The following is a 20,482-nucleotide window of genomic DNA, read 5'->3' on the forward strand; positions in this document are numbered from 1 at the left end:
CGCGCACGCCGGCCTGCGGCTGCTGGCTCTCCAGGTTCACTGAGCCGGGCTCAGCGGCTGATGCCGTCGACCAGACGTTCGGTGGCGAGGCAGGAGACGAGGCAGTGTTCCTTCGCGTCACCGCGCGGCCGAGCGGTCCAGTCGGTGAGGCCGCCGTCGCCGAAGTCCTGCGCCCGTAGCACCCGGTGGGCAGCGGCCAGGTGCACCTCGCTCTGTCGGCGGCGACGTACGGCCGCCTCGATGGCGAGGGCGTTGGTGGGATCGCTCAGCACCTCGCTGGCGCGCATCGTGGTGACGATCCTGTTCTGGCTGACCGGCGCGACCGCCGAGCAGGTGCCGACCGGTACGACCGGCGACAGCTCCACCCCGGCGACGTCGGCGGGCAGTAGCTGCCACATCCTGGCCTCCACCTGTGCGAGCACACGCGGATCGGCGCGAGCCGGGCGGACGAAGCGGTCCTCGTGCCACCGTCGTACCACAGCGGACGGTCGCGTGGTCGCCGCCCGGTCGCGGGCCACGCTCAACAGCAGACTGCGTAGGTCTGCGCCGGAAAGCCCGGACAGTGCGCTGCGGGACCCCGCTGGCATCGCCGCCCACACTCGACGCTCCGCGCCGGTCAGGTCCCCGCCTGCCGACCCACCGCCAGCCAGACTGTGACCGACCAGATCGCCGCCATCCATTGCGTCACCATGGCTCAGTCGGCGCGTCCGATCCATCGGTTATGCCGCGTGCCGGCGATTCGTTCACGTCATCAGCTCGACAGCGCCGACCGCGGGCATCCCGCCCGCGCGCCCTCGAACTGTCCTGCGCGGCGACAACACCGCCGCCGGTGTTCCCGCCAGCCACCATCAACTGATCATGCAAGCTCGCCGGCCGCGCGTACCCCCGTCTATGCTCCACCGACAGTGCGATCGTCAACGGGGGACGGACATGATTGACACGGTCATCTTCGATGTTGGTGGGACCATTCTCGATGAGTCCCACGAGTTCGCCGCCTGGGCCGACTGGCTGGGCGTGCCCCGGCACACCTTCTCGGCGGTCTTCGGTGCGGTGATCGCCCGGGGTCTGGACTATCAGGAGACGTTCCGGGTCTTTCGGCCCGACTTCGATCTCACCGTCGAGCTGGAGCGTCGGGCGGCTGCCGGCCAGCCGGAGTCGTTCGCCGAGGAGGATCTCTACCCGGACGCGCGGGGATGCCTGGCGTCCCTGAAGGACCAGGGCCTGTTCGTGGGCCTGGCCGGTAACCAGCCGGCGCACGCCGAGGCGACCCTGCGCGATCTCGACCTTCCGGTGGACGTGATCGGCACGTCGCACGGGTGGGGTGTGGCGAAGCCGTCACCGGCGTTCTTCGAGCGGGTCGTCGCCGTCTGCGGTGGTGTCGCGTCGTCGATCCTGTACGTCGGCGACCGGCCCGACAACGACGTGCGCCCGGCCCTGGAGGCGGGCATGAAGACCTGCCTGATCCGACGCGGTCCATGGGGGCACATCCTCGATGCCTCCACGGTGGCCGAGCGGTGCCTGTTCCGGATCGACTCGCTGGACGAACTCCCGAGCCTGGTGGCGAAGCACAACGCGGCCGGCGGTTGACCCGCCGACCGCGTGCTCGTGCCGGTCCTGGTGGCCGCCTTCCCCTGGCGGCCACCAGGACGGGGCTCAGGTCAGCGAGCAGGCCGCGCCGTTGACGGTGACCAGGCCGGGGCCCGGGTTCGCGCCGCCGCCTGTAGTCGCGTTGAAGCCGAACATCACTGAGCCGCCTGGGGCGATCTTGGCGTTGTGCGACTCGTTGCGCGCGGTCACCGTCGCGCCGGACTGGGTGACCTTCGCCAGCCACGCCTCGCGCACCCGCTGGTCACCGGTGAACGCGAACCGCACGCTCCAGCCGTTGACGGCGGTGGCGCCCGTGTTCTGGATGGTCAGCTGCCCGGTGAACCCGGTGCCGCCCTGCCAGGCGCCGTAGTTGGTGTAGCGAGCCGTGCAGGTGGTGGCCGGCACCGCGCCGGCGTCACCCTGGTCGGCCAGGAACGAGGCGATCCAGGTCAGCGCCGAGTTCCAGTTGATCGCCACCTCGTTGGTCGAGTACGAGTTGATGTCGTCGACGTAGCAGAACATCGGCTCGCAGCCGGCCAGCAGTTGCGCCACGAACGGGTCCTGAAGGGCGGCGTTCGGGCCACCGGCGAGGGATCCGGCGGGCGGTCGGGGCAGGTTCGGGTCGAGCTGGTGGCCGAAGATCCGGCTGTGCTGATTCTGCGCGGCGTGCTCGCCCCACCCGGTGACGTAGGAGATGTTCAGGGCGTTGCGGCCGAGGATGTAGTCCATGGCCTGCACGGCCCCGTCGCGGTAGGCGGGGTTGCGGGTCAGGTCGAACGCGGTGGCCAGCACCACGGCGTTGTTGATGACGTTGCTGTTGCCGCCCCAGAAGTAGCTGTTGGCGTCACCGGGCATCGGCAGCCCGTACGCCTGCCGGCGCAGCTCGGCGAGGTACGTGTCGGCGGCGGCGGTGACCGAGGCGCGAACCCGGGCCAGGTCGGCGGCGGGTAGCCCGTTCGGCACGGTGGCCAGGTCGAGGCGGCCCAGCGCGGCGACGCTCTGCCAGCCGAAGCCCCGGGCGTCGAACACGTTCCCGGTGTGGTGCGGCGAGGCGGTCAGGTCGGCCAGGTAGTTCTGCGCCCCGGTGGTCAGGTACAGCTCGGCGGCCGCCCAGTAGAACTCGTCGGTGACGTTGCTGTCGTCGTACGCGCCGCCGCCGGTGCCGTCGGTCGGGCTGGCGTACACCGCCGGGTGGGCCTTGGCCGCGGCGTAGGCGGTCTTCGCGGCAGTGCCGCAGCGGGTCGCGAACGCCGCGTCGTAAGGGGCGAAGAGCCGGGCGCACTGGGCGGCGGTGGCGGCCATGTTGAGGGTGGCCGCAGTCGACGGCGGGTGCAGCTCGCGCGGCTGCGGGTCGTCCTGCGGGGACAGCGGCAGCCCGGTCCAGTTCTGATCGTGGATCTTGTGGTGGACCATGCCGGCGAGCGGCTTGCCGGCGGGCACCTGCATGCGCAGCAGGAACTCCAGCTCCCAGCGGGCCTCGTCCAGGATGTCCGGCACCCCGTTGTTGCGCTCGGGCACCCGCAGCGTGCTGTCGGCGAGTTCCGCGCCGCCGTTGGCGGTGGCCGCCGTCTTGGTCCGCTCGAAGGTGTTGAGCAGCTGGTAGGTGGCGATGCCGCCGTTGACCACGTACTTGCCGTGGTCGCCGGCGTCGTACCAGCCGCCGCGCACGTCCAGGGAGTAGTCGCAGACACCCGGCTGGCAGGGCACGTTGGTGTCGCCCTGGTTGGGTGCGACGCCGAGGTGGCCGGCGGGGCGGGCGTACTCGTCGCCGATCAGGTCACCGTCGATGGCGATGCCGCTGCGCTGGGCGTAGAAGAACTGCAACGAGTCGGAGCGCAGTTGGTCGTAGAGGGCGCCGGAGATGTCGAACGGGTGGCTGGTCTCACCGTCGACGGTGAGCGTGAGCCCGGCGCCGGGGGTGCGGTAGCTGGAGAAGTCGACTGTCTGCACGTTCTGCCCGGAGGCGGCGTCGACACCGCGAGCGGTGGTGGTGCCACTGGCCACGACGGCGCCGGCGGCGCTGCGCAGCTGCCAGGGCAGCGCCGTGGTGGCCTCGGTGACGACAGTGGCGTTCTTCGGGCCGCCGGGAAGGTAGCCGACCTGGTTGACGCGCACCCGTGGCCCGGTGTCCGGCACGTACGGCTCGGGCGGCTCACCGCCGCGCAGCGAGACGTCGTCCAGGCAGATGGTCTGCGCCTGGGCGGCACCGCCGACCTGGAAGATCAGTTGGGCGTTGGGGTTGTCGTCCGGGACGGTGAAGGTCTGCTCGACCCGCTGGAGGGTGCCGGTCGCGGTGGCGTCCACTGCCGCGTACGTGGTGTACGGGGCGCTGCCGAGCTGCAACACGGCCTTGACCGCGGCGCCGGGGGTGGCGGAGACAGCGAAGCCGAGAGTGTATTCGGCCCCGGCGATCAGCGGCACGCCGTCCTGGCCGATGCCGGCGTCCCACGGGTTCGCCAGCCCGCCCGCGACTGTGGTGCAGAGCTGGCCGTCGGTGACCGCCAGCGCGCCGGTGCCGAAGGAGAACCAGGGGCTCACCCCGGCGCTGAAGTCGCCGTTGTCGATCTGCTCGGGGGCGTCCGGTGGTGGTTCGGCGTGGGCCGCGCTGGCGCCCGCGCCGGTGAGGGCCAGAGTGGTCGCCGCAGCCAACAGGAGGCGGCGTCGGGATGGCGTCACGGGGAGTCCTTCCGGGACGGAAAGTGGGACGTTGGTGGTGGCACTGTGCTGGGAAGGAACCTGGGAGCGCTCCCAGGTATCGGCTCGATGTTTCCAGTGCCGGTACGCCATGTCAATTGATCTGGTTGGATGGGTTTCAGCATCCGACGAGGGCACTCAGTCCGGGCGGCACCCTCCGACGCGCCGCCACCCGGACGTGAGATTGGCCGCGCCACGCGCCGTCGTCCTGATCTCCTAGAGACAACTGCGCCCTTCGCCTGGCAGGCTGCCTCCCATGACCCTGAAGCTGCGTTCCGTGGGAACGAGCGACCGTGGGCTGATCCGCAGCGGAAACCAGGACGCCCTGCACGCCGGCACCTGGCTCGTCGCCGTCGCCGACGGCATGGGCGGAATGGCCGCCGGCGACCTGGCCAGCGCCCTCACCATCGACGCGGTCGCCCCGCTGGACGTGGAGACACCCGAGGACGCCCTGGTGGCCGCGCTCGAAGGCGGCATCGCGCTGGCCACCTCCCGGATCCGACAGGCGGTCGCCGAGGATCCCGAGCGCCAGGGCATGGGCACCACGCTGACCGCCCTGCTCTTCGCCCGTACCGGCAGCTGCCTCGCGCTCGCGCACGTCGGCGACTCCCGGGCCTACCTGTTCCGCGAGGGGGTGCTCAAGCAGGTCACCCGGGACGACACGTTCGTCCAGATGCTGGTGGATCAGGGCGTGATCACCGCGGACCAGGCCAGCAGCCACCCGCGCCGGGCCGTGGTCACCCAGGCGTTGCAGGGTGACGAGGTCTCCCCGTCGTACGCCACAATGGTGCCCCGGGCCGGCGACCGGTGGCTGCTGTGCAGCGACGGCCTCTCCAACGTGGTTCGCCCGGACACCCTCACCGAGGTGCTCAGCGGCTATCCGGACCGGGACGCCTGCGCCGCCAAGCTGATCGACCTGGCCCTGCACGCCGGCGCACCGGACAACGTCACGGTAGTGGTGGCCGACGTCGTCGAGGAGTAGGCCGGCGCTCAGCGCCGACGTGGCGTGGCGTGCCGGGTGGGTGTCGCCGTTCCCGGATCCTCCGGCCACGGGTGCCGGGGATAGCGCCCGCGCAGCTCGGAGCGGACCTGCGGATAGCCGGTACGCCAGAACGACGCCAGGTCGGCGGTGACCGCCACCGGCCGGCCGGCGGGGGAGAGCAGGTGCAGCAGCACCGGCACCCGACCCTCGGCGATGCGGGGGGCCGCTGGCCAGCCGAACGTCTCCTGAAGCTTCACGGCGAGCACCGGCGCGGCCGGATCGCCGTAGTCCAGCCGGATCCGAGAGCCACTCGGCACCTCGATCCGCTCCGGGGCCAGCTCGTCGAGGCGGGCGGCCTGCGCCCAGGGCAGCAGCCGACGCAGCGCCGACGACACGTCCACTCGCGCCAGGTCGGCCCGGCGTCGCGCCGCGGCCAGCTCCGGGCCCAGCCACGTCGGCGCGGTGTCCAGCAACGAGTCGTCGCCGACCTCCGGCCACGGCTCGCCCAGGTGGTGCCGCAGGAACGCGAGCCGCTCGCGCAGCGCCCGAGCCGCTGGCGTCCACTGCAACAGGCCCAGCCCGTCCTGGCGTAGTCCGGTCAGCAGCGCGGCGGCCACCTCCGCCCGGTCCGGCCGGTCCAGCCGCCGCTGGACCAGCTCGATCGCGCCCAGCCGGGTCACCTCCCGGGCCACCACGTCCCCGTCGGACCAGCCGACCTCGCGGCCGGCGCGCAGCAACGGACCGGCCGCCTCCCGGGCCGTCGCCTCGTCCACCGGACAGGCCCGGCGGATGCGGGCCGACGGCGCGCCGGGGGTGCGGTCCGCGACAGCCACCGCCAGCCAGTCGGACCCGGCCAGCCCCGAGCCGGCCGCCAGCTCCGCGGCGGTCCCGCCGGTCATCAGGTACGCCGAACCGCCCGGCCGCCGCACCCGGGCCAACCGTTCCGGGTACGCCAGACCGACGAGCAGGCCGGCGGCGAGATCGTCGCTCAGCCCACCCGAGCCGGCGCGGCCCTTCCACGGGGCGCCGGCAGGCAGCGCGGCCCGCAGCCGGCGTACCTCGGTGCGCCAGCGGGCGGTCGCGCCCGCGTCCACGCCGGTGCGCAGCCGACGCCAACCGGCGACCAGATCGTCACCGGGGCCGGCCGCGCTCTCCTCGGCGAGCAGGGCGACCACCTCGGCGGCCCGGTCGGCGCCGACCCGGCCGGCGCCGTCGAGCAGCGCCCGAGCCAGCCGTGGGTGCGCCCCGGCGGCGGCGATCGACCGCCCCCGCGCCGTGATCCGACCGTCGGCGTCGACGGCGCCCAGGGTCTGCAGGGTGTCCCGGGCCACTGCCATCGCGGCGGCCGGCGGAGCGTCGGGCAACGCGAGCCCGACGCCGTCCGGTCGGCCCCAGGCGGCCAGCTCCAACGCGAAGCCGGTCAGGTCGGCGGTGGCGATCTCCGGCTCGGCACGGGCGGGCAACCGCTCATGGGTGGCCGCCGACCAGCAGCGGTAGACGTACCCGGGGGCCTCCCGGCCGGCCCGGCCGGCCCGCTGGGTGGCGGCGGCGCGGGAGACCGGCACGGTGACCAGCGCGCCCAGCCCACGGGCCAGGTCGATCCGGGGCACCCGGGACAGCCCGGCGTCCACCACGATCCGCACACCCGGGACGGTCAGACTGGTCTCGGCCAGCGCGGTGGCCAGCACCACCCGCCGCCGGTCCGCGCGACGCAGCGCGGCGTCCTGCTCGGCGCCGCGTTGACGGCCGTGCAGCGGCAGCAGCGCGACCGCGTCCCGCAGGTCGGCCAGCCGGCCGGTGACCGCCGCGATCTCGCCGGCCCCCGGCAGGAAGACGAGCACGTCGCCGTCGTGCTCACGCAGCGCACGCCGGACGGTGGCGGCCACGTGGTCGAGCACTGCCCGGTCCACCGGTCCGGCCCCGGGCGGGGCGATCGGGCGCGCCGGGGGCACCCAGATCCGCTGCACCGGGTGCAACGCCGAGTCGGCCCGTACCACCGGGGCCGGGTCCGGCCCGCCCAGTAGCGCGGCGAACCGGTCGGTGTCCGGGGTCGCCGACATCGCCAGCAGCCACAGGTCCGGCCGGAGGGTGGCCCGCGCCTCCACTGTGAAGGCCAGCGCGAGGTCGGCGTCGAGTTGGCGTTCGTGGCACTCGTCGAGCAGCACCGCACCCGTGCCGGGAAGCTCCGGGTCGTGGTGCAGCCGGCGGACCAGCAGGCCGGTGGTGACCACCTCGATCCGGGTGGCCGGGCCGACCCGGCGCTCGCCGCGTACCGCGTAGCCGACCCGTTCACCGACCCGCTCACCGAGCAGCTCGGCCATGCGCCGGGCAGCCGCACGGGCCGCCACCCGGCGGGGTTGGGCGATCACCACCCGACCGGTCACCCGGTCGGCCACCGCCAGCGGCGCGAGGGTGGTCTTGCCGGTGCCCGGCGGGGCCACCAGCACACCGGCGCCGGCCGCGTCGAGTGCCGCGACCAGCGCCGGCAGCACCGGACGGACCGGCAGGTCAACTGTTACGTCGGAGAGCACGGCCCAGTCTCGCACCGGGACGGGTGCGTCAGGAGCGACGGACCTCGCCGACGCCGAGCACGAAGGCCCGCCAGGCCGTCGCGCCGAAGGCGAGCACCGGGCCGCAGCGGTCCTTGCTGTCCCGGACGGCGACCTGACCGTCGACTGTCGCGACCTCCACGCAGTTGCCGTTGCCGCTGCTGCGCGTGCTGGTGCGCCAGTCCGCTCGGGTCAGGTCGTACGCCGTCATCCGCGGTACCTCTCGTCTGCGTCGGCGTGCCGCAGAGGCGGTCACGCAAAGTTACGAGAAGCATGCTCAAGACGGGTCAACGACGCCGTCGGATCGAGCGCCATCCGGCACAGCTCCTCGTGCAGAAGGCTATACCCGAGCACATGATCGCCTTCCTCCAGAGCCAGCCCCATCGTGAGGTTATCCAGGTAAACCACTGACGCGTCGGCGGCATCGGCGAAGTTGAGGATCACGTACGGGGTGCTCATCGCGGGATGGCCGCCAGCGGTGAAGGGAAGTACCTGGATTGTCACGTTGGGTAGTTTAGCGATCCGGCTCATGTGGACGAGTTGTTCGGCCATCACCGCGGCCCCGCCGACCGGGCGCAGGAGCACCGCCTCGTTGAGGATCACCGACAGGTCGACAGGGTCCTCGCGGCGCAGCACCTCCTGCCGGCGCAGCCGGGCGGCGACCTTGCGCTCCAGACCGTCCTCGCCGGCGGTGCGCCGGAAGATCTCCCGGGCGTACGCCTCGGTCTGCAGCAGTCCGGGCACCGACTCGGCCTCGTACGTGCGCAGCGCCGCCGCCTCCGCCTCCAGCCCGACGTAGAACTCGAACCACTCGGGGAGCACGTCGCTGTAGTTCTGCCACCAGCCGCGCTGCTGTGCCCCCCTGGCGATCTCGATGAGCGCCTCGGCATCCGAACCGGTCACCTGGTACAGCGCGAGAGCGGCCCGGACGTCGCGCGGTTTGATGCCGATCTGCGCGGTCTCGATCCGGGAGAGGTTGCTCTTCGACATGTCGAGCTGACGGGCCGCCACATCGAGGGTCATGCCCGCGCGTTCCCGAAGTTGGCGGAGTTCCCGGGCGATGCGGCGTCGCCGTACGGTCGGGCTGGCGGCGGGTCGGATGGCGGGAGTGGCGGTCACCGTCCGAGTCTGCCACGACAAGATCCGCAGGTCGCAGATGCACGGAGTGCAACTTTCGAATCTGGGAGTTGCGTTGCAGTAGCTGTCGGTGCATCCTTTCCCGGTCGCGATCACTGTGGACACACCTGTGCGGGAGGACCGTTGCTCATCGCCGACGAGTTCTTCCTGATCGCACACAACGACAGTCGTGGCAAGGCCAAACTGCACCCGGCGGCGACCGGGCTCGGGTTGGCCGGTGGGCTCCTCGGCGAGCTGCTCCTCTACGGACACATCACCGTCACGGCCGGGCAGATCACCGTCATCGACCGGCGTCCCCCGGCCGATGCCCTGGCGCACACAGTGCTGGACCAGTTGGTCGGCGAGTCCCAGCACCGGGAGCTGCGCACCTGGCTGAGCTTCCTGGCGCAGAGCGCCACGACCTCGGTGGGGGAGCGGTTGGCCCGCGCCGGGGTGCTGCGCCGCCAGGAGAGTCGCCGGCTGCTGCGTACCACGGTCAGTTACCTGCCGATCGACCTCAACGCGGTGGCCTGGCCGGCCACCCGGCTACGGGCCCTGCTGGACCGGCCGGACCCGCCGGGGGTGCCGGACGCCCTGCTGCTCGGCCTGGTAGTGGCCGCGGGGCTGACCCGCGAGGTGCTGTGGAGCGCCGGCCCCCGCGCGCACCACAGGTTGAACGTCCTCATCCCCGCGCTGCCGGCGCCACTCAAGGAACTCGTCGGGCACACCGAGGCCGCCGTCGGCGCCGCCGTTCTGCGCGGCATCCCCTGATCCCCTCCGGTAACCCCCAACCCTCCCCTCGACAATCGGAGTAGTCGCATGCCCCCGACATCGACAGTCGACCGACCCAGCAACGTCTCCGAAGCCCTGGCCCGAGGCCGCCTCGGCATCCCCTCGGTGATCTTCTTCGTCCTCTCCGCCGCCGCGCCGCTGACAGTGGTGGCCGGCGTCGTCACCACCGGCTACGGCGTCATCGGGGTGACCGGCATCCCGCTGGCGTTCCTGCTGATCGCCGCGGTGCTCGCGCTCTTCTCGGTGGGTTACGTGGCGATGTCCCGTCGGGTGGAGAACGCCGGAGCCTTCTACGCCTACGTCTCTCGCGGTCTCGGCCGACCGGCCGGCGTGGGCGCCGCCTGGGTCGCGCTGATCGCGTACAACGCGTTGCAGGTCGGGCTGTACGGCACCATCGGCGTGGCGGCCGAGCCGGTGCTCGACCGGCTCTTCGGCGGGCACCCGCACTGGAGCGTCGTGGCCCTGGTGGCGTGGGCGTTGGTCGGCCTGCTCGGCCTGCTCCGGGTCGATCTCAACGGCATGGTCCTGGCCGCGCTGCTGGTCGCCGAGATCGTGGTGGTCCTCGTCTTCGACCTGGGACAGCTCGGCAACCCGGCCGAGGGTGGGGTCAGCTTCGCCCCGTTCTCACCGGACAACCTCTTCGTGCCGGGTGTCGGCGCGGTGCTGGTGCTCGCCGTCCTCGGCTTCGTCGGCTTCGAATCGGCGGTGGTCTTCAGCGAGGAGAGCAAGGACCCGAAGCGCACGGTGCCGCTGGCCACCTACCTCTCGGTGGCGATCATCGCCGGGCTGTACGCGCTGTCGTCCTGGACCATGACCGTCGCGGTCGGGCAGGACCAGATCGTCGCCGAGGCCGGCGAGCAGAGCGTCGGGCTCATCTTCAACCTGGCCGCCGCGCACCTCGGTGACACCGCTGTCACCATCGGGCAGGTGCTCTTCCTGACCTCGGTGCTCGCCGCGATGATCTCGTTCCACAACACCACGGCCCGCTACACCTTCGCGCTCGGTCGGGAACGGGTGCTGCCGGCGGTGTTCGGGCAGACCTCGGCCCGTACCGGAGCGCCGCGGGCCGCCTCGGTGGCGCAGAGCGTCCTCGGACTGCTGGTCATCCTGCTGTACGCGATCAACGGCTGGGATCCGGTGGTCCAGCTCTTCTTCTGGGTCGGCACCACCGGCGGCTTCGGTGTCCTGCTGCTGATCGCCACCACCTCGGTGGCGGTGATCGCCTACTTCGCCCGCTCCGCCGGGGGCGAGAACCTCTGGCGACGGGCCATCGCGCCCGGCCTGGCCACCATCGCGCTCTTCGTGATCATCTGGTTGGCCGTGTCGAACTTCGCCAACCTGCTCGGCGTCGCGCCGGACTCGACGCTGCGCTGGGCGCTGCCCGCCGCGTACCCGGTGGCGGCCCTGCTGGGCATCGGCTGGGCACTGCTGCTGCGCAGCAACCGCCCGGACACGTACGCCCGGATCGGTCTGGGGGCGGCCAGCGCCACGGCTGCCGTCAAGCCGGACGCGCCGGCCGCCGTGGAGGTGACCCGATGAGCGTGGTCATCGAGCAACTCGGGCCGGAGGAGACCACCCTCGTGGCGGGTCGGATCGCCGAGGCGTTCACCGTCCTCGAGGTGACCTACTGGCTGGTGCCCGACCCGAGCAAGCGGGAGGCGGTACTGGCCGGCGACTTCGAGATCCTGGTCGGGCACGCGATGCGGCACGGCATCGTCCACGCCACAGCGGACCGGGCCTCGGTCGCGGTGTGGTTTCCGTCGGTCGGTGAGCCGGCGCCGCCGCCGGCGGACTACGACGCCCGGCTGGCCGCCGCCTGCGGTGAGTGGACCGACCGGTTCCAGCACCTCGACGAGCTGTTCGCGGCGCACCACCCGCATCCGGATCACCACCACCTCGCGTTCCTGGCGACCCGGCCCGACCGGCAGGGGCAGGGGTTGGGAAGCGCGCTGATGCGCCACCACCACGCCTGGCTGGACGCCAACGGAATGCCGGCGTACCTGGAGGCGAGCAGCCCGCGCAGCCGGGACCTGTACGCCAAGCACGGCTACCTGGCCGGCGAGCCGTTCCGGGTGCCTGACGGCACGCCGTTCTGGCCGATGTGGCGCGAGCCCGTCACGCCCTGACTGGAATCCGCCGCTACCCCCCGCGGTCGAACTGTCACACACACGTGACAGGGGTGGGCAGAAAGGAGGGCCGGGTCAACGGACCCGGCCCTCCGCTCGTCGAACTGTCAGTACGTGCCGTCGAGCTGGCCGCGCAGCTTGGTCAGCGCCCGGGTCAGCAGCCGCGAGACGTGCATCTGCGAGACACCGATCTGGTCGGCGATCTGCGACTGGGTCAGGTTGCCGTAGAAGCGCAGCGTGAGGATCTTCTGCTCGCGCTCGTCGAGGGTGGCCAGCGCCGGGCCGAGGGCCACGCGCAGCTCAGCCAGCTCGAACTCGCCGTCCTCGCCGCCGAGCATGTCGCCCAGCTCGGTGGCGCGCTCGCCGTCGCCGGTCGGGGTGGACAGCGACACCGCGTTGTACGCGCGGGCGCCTTCCAGGCCCTCCAGCACCTCTTCCTCGGTGAGCTTGAGGTGTGCGGCGATGTCGGCGACCGTCGGCGAGCGGCCGAGGGTCTGCAGCAGCGAGCTGTTGGCGTCGGAGATGGCCAGCCGCAGCTCCTGAAGCCGGCGGGGCACCCGGATGTCCCAGGTGCGGTCCCGGAAGTGCCGCTTGAGCTCGCCGATGATGGTGGGGATCGCGTAACCGGCGAAGTCGACACCGCGCTCGGGGTCGAACTTGTCGATGGCCTTGATCAGGCCGATCGCGGCGGTCTGCGCCAGGTCGTCGTTCGGCTCGCCCCGCCCGCTGTAGCGGTGGGCCAGGTGGTTGGCGAGCGGCAGCCAGGCCTCGATCGCCCGGTCCCGCAGGGCGGCGCGCGAGGGGTGGTTGGCGGGCAGCGCCGCCATCGCGTTGAGCAGGTCGGCGGCGCTGTCGGTGAGGGCGCGCGGGTCAAGCTTGGTGGTGGCCTTGACGGGGGCGCTCGGCTGCTCGGTGATCGTTGGCGCGGTCATGGGTGGTCCTCCCTGCACCTCGTCCGCTGACAAAAAAGACGTGACGCTTTGGTTTAGCTTCCAATAGGCCGTTCGGGAGTCACCTTAACCTGATCGTCTCCCAGAAATCTAGCCGAAAGGTTGATGTACTTAAGGTGTGTTGAGCAACAAAAAGGGCAAGTAGGGCGGAAGTTCGGATGGTTGTGAGGATCCTTACCCGTTGTTCCCGCTGCGGGTCCGCTGCCCGGTCGGTCCGGCCGGTCCGGCCGATCGGTCCACCGGTCGCGTCGACTGGTCAACATGAAATCCGACAAGTCGGCAGCAGTGTCGACTATCCGTCCTTGTCCCGCTGGTGGGACCGGCCGTAGCGTCGCGTGTACACACCCGGTTCGGAGGCACCGTGCTCGATCCAGCCGCTCCCCAGCTTGTCGTGAACAGCCGCACCCTCTACTTCAGCTGGCTGCCGGCGGATCCCGACGCGGTCGCCGCGCTCGTCCCACCCGGGCTCTGCCCCCGCCCCGACCGGCAGGTCTTCCTCAACCAGTACATGGTCGACGACGAGACACAGACCTCCGGCTTCGGCGCGTACTCGCTGACCTACCTCGGCGTCTCGCTGCTGGGCGTCGATGCGCCGGGCGGCCTCAACCCCGGTGGCTGGTGGACCCACTACGTGGCCTCCACCCGGCGGGTCCGCGAGTACGCCCTCGCCCGCGGCGCCCCGGTGCTCGCCGGGCGTACCCGGATCGACGTGAACGGCGAGGACCTGCTCTCCGAGACGGAGATCGACGGCACGCCGTTGATCCGAGCCCGGTGTCGGGTGGGGGAGACCGGGCACGTGATCAGCAGTGGGCACCACCGCTACTTCACCCGACGCGACGGCCAGTTGCTCAGCTCGGCCTACCCGTTCGTCGCCGAGCCGGTCGCCCCGTTCGAGATCGAGTCGGTGGAGTTCCTCCAGCGCGGCCACCCGATGTACGCGCTGCGCCCGGCCAACCCGCTGACCATCGGCTTCGGCTACTACTCGCCGCGCTCGTCGTTCGCCTACCCCGGCGGGCTGAACGTGCACGCGGTCGCCGCGCCGGAGCCGGCCCGACCGCTTCACCAGGTGCCGGCCAGCCTCGCCCGCAGCGGCCTGCCGTCCGGGTCGTAGACCAGCCGGTACACCGGCAGCGCCCAGGCCCGCGTGTACCACGGAAGCCGTTCGGGGCGGTGCGGGCGCAGCCGCCCCGGCGGCCGTTGCCCCACCTGGCCGTCGTCGTACCACCGCTGTAGCGCGTCGGCGGCGGCCGTGACGGCCGCGACGGCGTCCGCCGGGTCCAGCAGGTCGGCGTCGTCAGCGCCGTCCGGGTCGCGGTCCAGGTGCTCGCGCCACAGCCGCAGTCGCAGGTCCCGGGCGAAGCTGCGCGCGCCGTCGCCCCGCCCGGCGGGGTCGGCGGGCTCCCGCTGGTCCAGGGTCTCGTCGAGCACGGCGCAGGACAACTCGCTGTCGTGAGTCCAGGACCGCCGGTTGAAGTTGTCGCTGCCCACGCTGGCCCACACGTCGTCGACGACACAGACCTTCGCGTGCACGTAGACCGGGTCGCCGGCGTGGTTCTCCACGTCGAACACGTGCACCCGCTCCGGTGCGGCCCGCTCGCACAGTGACAGCGCCTGCTCGCGCCCGACCATGTTCGGCGGCAGTGCCAGCTTGCCGTCCACGTCCGGGTGGCGGGGGACGACGGCGATCAGGTGCAGCTCCGGGTTGTCCCGCAGCGCGTGCGCGAACAGGTCCGCGACCTCGGACGACCAGAGGTACTGGTCCTCCAGGTAGATCAGTTGGCGGGCGCGGCGCACCGCCTTCGTGTAACCCCGGGCCACTGTCCGCTCTCCGTCCGGTGCGAACGAGTAGCGCGGGCGGACGGCGGGATAGGTGCGCAGCACCTGGATCTGGTGCGGACCGCAGGGCGGCGGATCGGCCGGCTGTTCGGGCAGCGGGTCGGGGCGCAGGTCCGAGCCGCGCAGCCGGTCCCGCAGGTAGGCCACCGGGTTCTCCGAGTCCAGCGGCATCGGGTCGGTCCAGCGTTCCCGGAACACCGTGTCCAACGCGCCGACCACCGGACCGCGCACCGCGAGCTGCACGTCGTGCCAGGGCGGGTTGGGTCCGTACCGGGGGGACATCTGCACCGGTTGCGGGTCACCGTGGTGCGCGGCGTCGTCACGGCGGCTGTGGCACAGGTCGATCCCGCCGGCGAAGGCGACGTCCCGCTCAGGCGCGCCCAGGTGTCGCAGCACCACGAGCTTCTGATGGTGCGAGCCGCCGCGCCGGACGCGTTGGTCAAGCAGCACCTCGCCACCGGCGGCCGAGATCGTCTCGCTGAGGTCGCGGTTCTCCGCCTCGCTGTACGCCAGGACGTCGAGGTGCGAGCGCCAGATCAACCCCTTCACCACCACACCGCGCTGCGCGGCCTGGGCGAAGAGTTGGGCAACTGTCGGACCGTCCGGGCGTAGTCGCTGGTCCGGGTCACCCCGCCAGTCGGTGAAGAACAGGTGGTCGCCGGGGCCCAGGGCCTCGACCTCGTCGACCAGTCGGTCGAAGTACGCGGCACCGTGAATCAACGGCTCGGCGAGGTTTCCCGTGGTCCATACGGGTATGCCAGAGACCGGGTTGGCGCGTTCCTCAGCGGTGAGAAACCAGTCCTGCAACGGCACCGTCCAGCCCCCCTGGAGGTCGGCAACGTCCTCACGGTAGGACCCCCGACGCGGGTCCGCACGCCAGGCCCCCGGACCGGTGACCTGGTCAACGCAGACGGAAGCGACGCGACAACAGCCGAGGAGGCCACACCATGCCCCGCGACACGACGAATCCCGTGACCGAGAACCGCGAGCCGGCGGTGGAGAGCGAACGGGGTGCGCTGGTAGCGGTGTTGGTGATGGTGATTCTGGGCGTCGCCGGGATTTTTGCGGTCTCCTGAGGCGGCGCCGACGTCACCGGGGGTGAACCGGAGGCGTCGGCGCCGAACTCAGCTGCCGACGGTGGTCAGGGCCGGGCGCCCTGGCCGCCGGTGTGCGGGAGCCGCTCGGTGGGGATCACACCGAGCCGGCCGGCCTGGAAGTCCTCGAACGCCTTGAGCAGCTCGTCCCGGGTGTTCATCACGAACGGGCCGTACTGTGCCACCGGCTCCCTGATCGGCTGACCACCCATGATGTAGAGGTCCAGTGCCGGGGTGTTGCTGTCCTGCGCGGTGTCGGCGCTGAACCGCAGCGCGTCACCCGGGCCGTGCACCGCGAGCTGGCCGGTACGCACCGGCCGCCGGTCGGCGCCGACCGTGCCGCGACCGCCCAGCACGTACACCAGGGCGTTGAAGTCGGGCCGCCAGGGCAGGTCGACCTGCGCGCCCGGTTGCACAGTGACGTGCGTGATGGTGATCGGGGTGAAGGTCGAACCCGGGCCGCGGTGCCCGGCGACCTCGCCGGCGATGACCCGGATCAGCGCGCCGCCGTCGGGCGTGGTGAGCAGCGCCGACTCCCGACCCCGGATGTCCTGGTAGCGGGGCGGGTTCATCTTGGCCGAGCGGGGCAGGTTGACCCACAACTGGGTGCCGTGGAAGAGCCCGCCGCTCATCACCAGGTGCTCCGGCGGCGCCTCGATGTGCAGCAGGCCGCTGCCCGCCGTCATCCACTGGGTGTCACCGTCGGTGATGGTGCCGCCCCCGCCGTTGGAGTCCTGGTGGTCGAAGACGCCGTCGATGATGTACGTGACGGTCTCGAAGCCGCGGTGCGGGTGCCAGGGAGTTCCCTTCGGCTCGCCCGGCGCGTAGTCGACCTCGCCCATCTGGTCGAGGTGGATGAACGGGTCCAGGTCGGTGGTCGACACCCCGGCGAAGGCGCGACGGACCGGGAAGCCCTCACCCTCGAAGCCGCTGGGCGCCGTGGTCACCGTGCGGACCGGGCGGATCGTGGTGGCCTCGTCGAGCTGGGGCAGGCGGGGCAGGACGAGAACGTTGTCGACGGTGATCGCGGGCATGTCGAGGCTCCTAGCGTGAGGCGGGGGTGGTCGAGCTGGCCCGCGATGCCCGCAGGCGCTCGCCGAGCCGGTCGAAGACCCGGGTGAGGCAGGCGACCTCGGCATCGTCGAGGTCGTCCATGAGATGGGTACGCACCGACGCCAGATGGTGGGGTGCGGCTTCCCGCAGGGCGAGCAGCCCGGCGGCGGTGAGCACCGCCTCGCTGCCGCGCCGGTCGTCCGGGCAGGGCTCCTTGCTGACCAGGCCACGACGTTGCATGGAGGAGACCTGGTAGGTGAGGCGGCTGGGCGAGAAGATCAACCGACTGGCCAGCTCGCCCATCCGTAGCCGCTGCCCGGGTGCCTCGGAGAGCAGGACCAGCACGTGGTAGTCGGGGAAGCTGAGGTCGCTGTCGACCCGCAGATCCTCCTCCAACTGGGTGTAGAGACGCTGGCTGGCCTCGATGTAGGCGCGCCAGGCGGCCTCTCGGGTGCTGTCCAGGCTTTCGGTCATGCCCAAGACGGTAGCGCTTCTTCAAAATTTAAGTAACGTCGTTGAGCGTTGCCTGGGTCACTTTGTCACGCCCTCGCCAATGAGATCGTGCAGCTTTGAAGGAAGCCGGCATCAATCCGGCGGCGCGCAGGCCGCAGGTTGTGTCAGACTCCGGCCTCGTGGAACACGTGGAACTCTCCGCCGCCGACCTGCTGCTGCGCCCCTGGCGGGATGAGGACGCCCCGGCGGTGCGCGACGCCCTCCGGGACCCGGCGATCGCCCAGTGGAACCCGCAGGGTGGCGACCCGATCGACGACGAGGTCGCGCTGCTCTGGGTGCGTCGCCGGGCCGACTGGTCCACGGGCGGTCATGCCTCGATGGCGGTCACCGCGGCGGCCGACGGCGAACTGCTCGGCTCGGTGTCGCTGCACCGCATCCACGACGGCGACGCGTCCATCGGCTACTGGACGGTTCCCGCGGCGCGGGGGCGTCAGGTGGCGGTCCGCGCCGTCGTCCGGCTCACCGAGTGGGCGTTCGCGGATCTCGGACTGCACCGGGTGGAGTTGTGTCACGCGGTGGCCAACCCGGCGTCCTGCCGGGTCGCCGACCGCGCTGGCTACCCGGCCGAGGGCACGCTGCGCGAGTCCTACCGGTACGGCGACGGCCGCCGCTACGACGAGCACCTGCACGCCCGCCTGGCCACCGACCGCTAGCCGGAGGCGGACCGGGGCCCGCACACGCTCGGGCCCCGGCCGCGCGGGTCGTCGCGAACCGTCACTCGGTGACCTTGCGGAGGAACGTCGCGAGGGCGGTCCTGACGCGGTCGATCCGCTCCGGCAGGGGCAGCGGCTCGGGCGCGGGGGGCCCCGCGTGCTTCTTTCCCCGCAGGTACAGCGAGCAGGCCAGGTCGGAGCACAGGTACGTGCCCACGGAGTCGCCCTGGCGTCCGCTCGGTCCGGCCTTCGGGGCGGTCATCAACGTGACGCCACCGCCGAGGTGGGTGGTCAGGCAGAACGAGCACATGCTGTGCCGCACGCGCCCCGTCTGGTGGGTCGCCGCCCGCAGCACCACTGCGGCCGGCTTGCCGTCGGTCTCGGCGACCAGGTAGGCCCGCTGCGGCGCGGAGGGATCCCGCCAGCCGAGAAAGTCGAGGTCGTCCCACTGGCGCATTTCAAGATCGTTTGGAACGGTCAGCCGTTTCGCCTCGCCTCGGCTGCAATTGACGAAGGAGGCGCGGATGACGGATTCGGTCAGGGCCAACATAGGTAGTAGCCTAGCCACCCTAGGCAAACCATTAACAAAGATAGGTTTGGAGTGTGGTGGATGGCACGCGCAGGGGTGACCGTCGAGCGCCTGACGCTGGCCGCGGCCGAGCTGGCCGACGAGGTGGGCGTGCAGAACGTCACTGTTGCCGCGCTCGCCCGCCAGTTCGGGGTGAAGGACGCCAGCCTGTACTTCCACCTGAAGAACGCACACGAACTGCGGGTCAGGATCGCCCTGCTGGCGCTGGCGGAGCTGGCCGACCGGGTCGCCGCCGCGCTAGCCGGTCGGGCCGGCAAGGACGCCCTGGTGGCCTTCGCCAACGCGTACCGCGACTACGCCCGAGAGCACCCGGGCCGCTACGCGGCAATGCAGATCGACCTCGACCCGCAGACCGCCGCCGCGAGCGCGGGCGTCCGGCACGCCGAGATGACCCGGGCGATTCTGCGCGGCTACCGGCTCTCCGAGCCCGACCAGACCGACGCGGTGCGGATGATGCACAGCACCTTCCACGGGTTCGTGAGCCTGGAGAAGACCGGCGGCTTCCGGCACACCCCCCGCCCCACCGACGACTCCTGGTCGCGCACCCTGGACGCCCTCGACGCCGTCCTCACCAACTGGCCGTCGCGCTGAGCTGCCGCAGCGCCACGGCATAGGCTCGGTGGCGTGGATGATCTGGACTTGGCCGACTGGCGAGAGCGGGTGGCCCGGCTGTACCTGTCCGACGTCGACCTGGCCGGCTTCCGCGCCGGCCGCGACGAACTCTTCGCCACCCACCCGCAGAGCCCGATCCCGGTGGCGGAGCGGCCCCACTTCGCCGGGCTGCGCTACTTCCCGCCCAATCCCGAGGCCGTGATCGAGGCGCCCCTGCGCTCGGCGAGCGGTGAGCTGCGCATCGACACCGGTGGCCCGGACGGGGTGGTCGCGTACCGGCGGGTCGCGGTGGCCGAGACGCCGTGGGGGCCGCTGACCCTCTGGTGGATCGAGGCGTACGGCGGCGGCCTGTTCGTTCCGCTGCGCGACGGCACCTGCGGGCCGGAGAGCTACGGCGGAGGTCGGTACCTCACCGACACGGTGAAGGGCACCTTCGGCCGGGGCGTCGAGCTGCTGCCCGGCGACCGGGTCCGGCTGGACGCCAACTACCTCTACAACCCGAGCTGTGCCTACGATGACCGCTGGGCCTGCCCATTGGCACCACCGGAGAACCGGGTCGACGTGCCGCTGCGGGCCGGCGAGCTGGCCTACCACCACTGAACGGCCGCCCGCCCCGGGTGCTGCCGGGACGGGCGGCCGGTCGTGGCTCAGCGGGCGTTCGCCGCCGAGCTGGGCATCTGCATCCGACCGAGCAGCTGTCGCGCCTGGTCGGCGAGTTGCGCGTCGACGGTCACCGCGTACTGGCCGGCACGCAACGAGCTGGCCGAGGTGAAGTCGCGCTGCCCGCCCGTCATGGCGTGCGCGACAGCGCCGAACACGGCACCCCAGATCGCACCGATGACCAGCCCGACCAGGATCACCGCCAGCCAGTTGCCGACGGTGAAGATGCCGAACAACAGGCCGATGAAGAGCCCGAACCAGGCGCCGGTGCCGGCGCCGAGCAGGCCGGCTCGACCGGTGGTCATTCGCCCGAGCACCGTCTCCACCAGGGTGAGGTTGGTGCCGACGATGGCGCTGTGCTCCACCGGGAAGCGGTTGTCGGCCAGGTAGTCGACGACCCGCTGCGCGGTCGGATAGTCCGGGTACGAGCCGATCGTCACTGTCGGCGGGCCGGCCTCCGGCCCGTGGCCGTCCCCGGCCGGTGTGGACAGGCGACCGGCCGGACCGGATGGAAGCAGGTCGCCACCCTGTGTGCCGGACCGCCAGGCGGCGGTCGGCCCCGAAGCTGACGTCATGAGCATCCTCCCTCGTCAGCTCGCCGGGTTCCCGTCCAGGCCGACCGGTAACGCGGTCCGGACCGTCGGGCGGGAGGGGAATGGGCGCGGACTGCCCGGGT

Annotated in this window: 21 protein-coding genes; 10 read left to right on the top strand and 11 right to left on the bottom strand. The window is 71.9% G+C overall.

What is annotated here, in order from left to right; translation table 11 throughout:
- Positions 1-50: 50 nt before the first annotated feature.
- Positions 51-680, bottom strand: a complete 630-nt coding sequence (locus tag AB0B94_RS28440; RefSeq protein WP_357287245.1) for a hypothetical protein — start codon at positions 678-680, stop codon at positions 51-53.
- Positions 681-930: 250 nt separating this feature from the next.
- Here AB0B94_RS28440 and AB0B94_RS28445 point away from each other — a divergent pair, with 250 nt between their 5' ends.
- The gene (locus tag AB0B94_RS28445; RefSeq protein ID WP_357287248.1) at positions 931-1,587 is read left to right on the top strand and encodes an HAD family hydrolase; all 657 of its coding nucleotides are present in this window, start codon (positions 931-933) and stop codon (positions 1,585-1,587) included.
- Positions 1,588-1,653: 66 nt separating this feature from the next.
- On the opposite strand, the gene AB0B94_RS28450 is transcribed toward AB0B94_RS28445, so the two are convergent.
- Complete coding sequence (locus tag AB0B94_RS28450) at positions 1,654-4,263, bottom strand: glycoside hydrolase family 9 protein (protein ID WP_357287251.1); 2,610 nt, start codon at positions 4,261-4,263, stop codon at positions 1,654-1,656.
- A 274-nt stretch (positions 4,264-4,537) separates the two neighbouring features.
- On the opposite strand from AB0B94_RS28450, the gene AB0B94_RS28455 reads away from it, so the two are divergent.
- Positions 4,538-5,263, top strand: a complete 726-nt coding sequence (locus AB0B94_RS28455; RefSeq protein ID WP_112583436.1) for a protein phosphatase 2C domain-containing protein — start codon at positions 4,538-4,540, stop codon at positions 5,261-5,263.
- Positions 5,264-5,271: 8 nt separating this feature from the next.
- Here the strand turns inward: AB0B94_RS28455 and hrpB are convergent, their stop codons facing one another.
- The 3 genes from hrpB to AB0B94_RS28470 are packed head-to-tail and all read right to left on the bottom strand — an operon-like array spanning position 5,272 to position 8,931.
- Complete coding sequence (gene hrpB, locus AB0B94_RS28460) at positions 5,272-7,794, bottom strand: ATP-dependent helicase HrpB (protein ID WP_357287256.1); 2,523 nt, start codon at positions 7,792-7,794, stop codon at positions 5,272-5,274.
- Between the two features lie 28 nt (positions 7,795-7,822).
- A complete protein-coding gene (locus tag AB0B94_RS28465; RefSeq protein WP_357287259.1) occupies positions 7,823-8,023 on the bottom strand; it encodes a DUF397 domain-containing protein in 201 nt (66 codons plus the stop codon).
- A gap of 41 nt (positions 8,024-8,064) precedes the next feature.
- The gene (locus AB0B94_RS28470) at positions 8,065-8,931 is read right to left on the bottom strand and encodes a helix-turn-helix transcriptional regulator (protein ID WP_357287262.1); all 867 of its coding nucleotides are present in this window, start codon (positions 8,929-8,931) and stop codon (positions 8,065-8,067) included.
- Positions 8,932-9,072: 141 nt separating this feature from the next.
- Here AB0B94_RS28470 and AB0B94_RS28475 point away from each other — a divergent pair, with 141 nt between their 5' ends.
- From AB0B94_RS28475 to AB0B94_RS28485, 3 genes are read left to right on the top strand one after another with little or no spacing between them, the layout of a single operon-like run.
- Entirely contained in the window at positions 9,073-9,699 is a 627-nt protein-coding gene (locus tag AB0B94_RS28475; RefSeq protein ID WP_357287265.1) for a GPP34 family phosphoprotein, read from the top strand.
- A gap of 48 nt (positions 9,700-9,747) precedes the next feature.
- Positions 9,748-11,259, top strand: a complete 1,512-nt coding sequence (locus AB0B94_RS28480) for an APC family permease (RefSeq protein ID WP_238669899.1) — start codon at positions 9,748-9,750, stop codon at positions 11,257-11,259.
- Complete coding sequence (locus tag AB0B94_RS28485; protein WP_357287269.1) at positions 11,256-11,846, top strand: GNAT family N-acetyltransferase; 591 nt, start codon at positions 11,256-11,258, stop codon at positions 11,844-11,846. The genes AB0B94_RS28480 and AB0B94_RS28485 overlap by 4 nt, the downstream gene beginning before the upstream one ends.
- Positions 11,847-11,953: 107 nt before the next feature.
- Here the strand turns inward: AB0B94_RS28485 and AB0B94_RS28490 are convergent, their stop codons facing one another.
- Complete coding sequence (locus AB0B94_RS28490) at positions 11,954-12,778, bottom strand: SigB/SigF/SigG family RNA polymerase sigma factor (protein WP_357287272.1); 825 nt, start codon at positions 12,776-12,778, stop codon at positions 11,954-11,956.
- Positions 12,779-13,157: 379 nt separating this feature from the next.
- Here AB0B94_RS28490 and AB0B94_RS28495 point away from each other — a divergent pair, with 379 nt between their 5' ends.
- A complete protein-coding gene (locus AB0B94_RS28495; RefSeq protein WP_357287275.1) occupies positions 13,158-13,907 on the top strand; it encodes a hypothetical protein in 750 nt (249 codons plus the stop codon).
- Here AB0B94_RS28495 and AB0B94_RS28500 read toward each other — a convergent pair.
- Positions 13,856-15,445, bottom strand: coding sequence for a phospholipase D-like domain-containing protein (locus tag AB0B94_RS28500; RefSeq protein WP_357287278.1), 1,590 nt, complete (start codon positions 15,443-15,445; stop codon positions 13,856-13,858). The genes AB0B94_RS28495 and AB0B94_RS28500 overlap by 52 nt on opposite strands.
- Before the next feature lie 134 nt (positions 15,446-15,579).
- Between AB0B94_RS28500 and AB0B94_RS28505 the strand changes: the two genes are divergently transcribed.
- Positions 15,580-15,708 (top strand): hypothetical protein, encoded by a 129-nt coding sequence (locus tag AB0B94_RS28505; protein ID WP_256441970.1) that lies wholly within the window; start codon positions 15,580-15,582, stop codon positions 15,706-15,708.
- 65 nt (positions 15,709-15,773) lie between these two features.
- On the opposite strand, the gene AB0B94_RS28510 is transcribed toward AB0B94_RS28505, so the two are convergent.
- Together AB0B94_RS28510 and AB0B94_RS28515 are read right to left on the bottom strand one after the other, a co-directional pair.
- Complete coding sequence (locus tag AB0B94_RS28510; RefSeq protein WP_357287281.1) at positions 15,774-16,760, bottom strand: pirin family protein; 987 nt, start codon at positions 16,758-16,760, stop codon at positions 15,774-15,776.
- Between the two features lie 10 nt (positions 16,761-16,770).
- The gene (locus tag AB0B94_RS28515; protein ID WP_238669905.1) at positions 16,771-17,253 is read right to left on the bottom strand and encodes a MarR family transcriptional regulator; all 483 of its coding nucleotides are present in this window, start codon (positions 17,251-17,253) and stop codon (positions 16,771-16,773) included.
- Between the two features lie 158 nt (positions 17,254-17,411).
- Between AB0B94_RS28515 and AB0B94_RS28520 the strand changes: the two genes are divergently transcribed.
- On the top strand, positions 17,412-17,945 hold the full coding sequence (locus tag AB0B94_RS28520; protein WP_357287286.1) for a GNAT family protein: 534 nt from the start codon (positions 17,412-17,414) through the stop codon (positions 17,943-17,945).
- A 61-nt stretch (positions 17,946-18,006) separates the two neighbouring features.
- Here AB0B94_RS28520 and AB0B94_RS28525 read toward each other — a convergent pair whose 3' ends face one another.
- On the bottom strand, positions 18,007-18,495 hold the full coding sequence (locus tag AB0B94_RS28525) for an FBP domain-containing protein (RefSeq protein ID WP_357287289.1): 489 nt from the start codon (positions 18,493-18,495) through the stop codon (positions 18,007-18,009).
- 60 nt (positions 18,496-18,555) lie between these two features.
- On the opposite strand from AB0B94_RS28525, the gene AB0B94_RS28530 reads away from it, so the two are divergent.
- Positions 18,556-19,125, top strand: a complete 570-nt coding sequence (locus tag AB0B94_RS28530) for a WHG domain-containing protein (protein ID WP_357287292.1) — start codon at positions 18,556-18,558, stop codon at positions 19,123-19,125.
- Positions 19,126-19,158: 33 nt separating this feature from the next.
- Positions 19,159-19,746, top strand: coding sequence for a DUF1684 domain-containing protein (locus AB0B94_RS28535; protein ID WP_357287295.1), 588 nt, complete (start codon positions 19,159-19,161; stop codon positions 19,744-19,746).
- A gap of 47 nt (positions 19,747-19,793) precedes the next feature.
- Here the strand turns inward: AB0B94_RS28535 and AB0B94_RS28540 are convergent, their stop codons facing one another.
- Positions 19,794-20,381, bottom strand: coding sequence for a general stress protein (locus AB0B94_RS28540; protein WP_357287298.1), 588 nt, complete (start codon positions 20,379-20,381; stop codon positions 19,794-19,796).
- Positions 20,382-20,482 lie beyond the last annotated feature (101 nt).

Source organism: Micromonospora sp. NPDC048986 (genome assembly GCF_040649335.1).
Classification (GTDB): Bacteria; Actinomycetota; Actinomycetes; order Mycobacteriales; family Micromonosporaceae; genus Micromonospora; species Micromonospora alfalfae.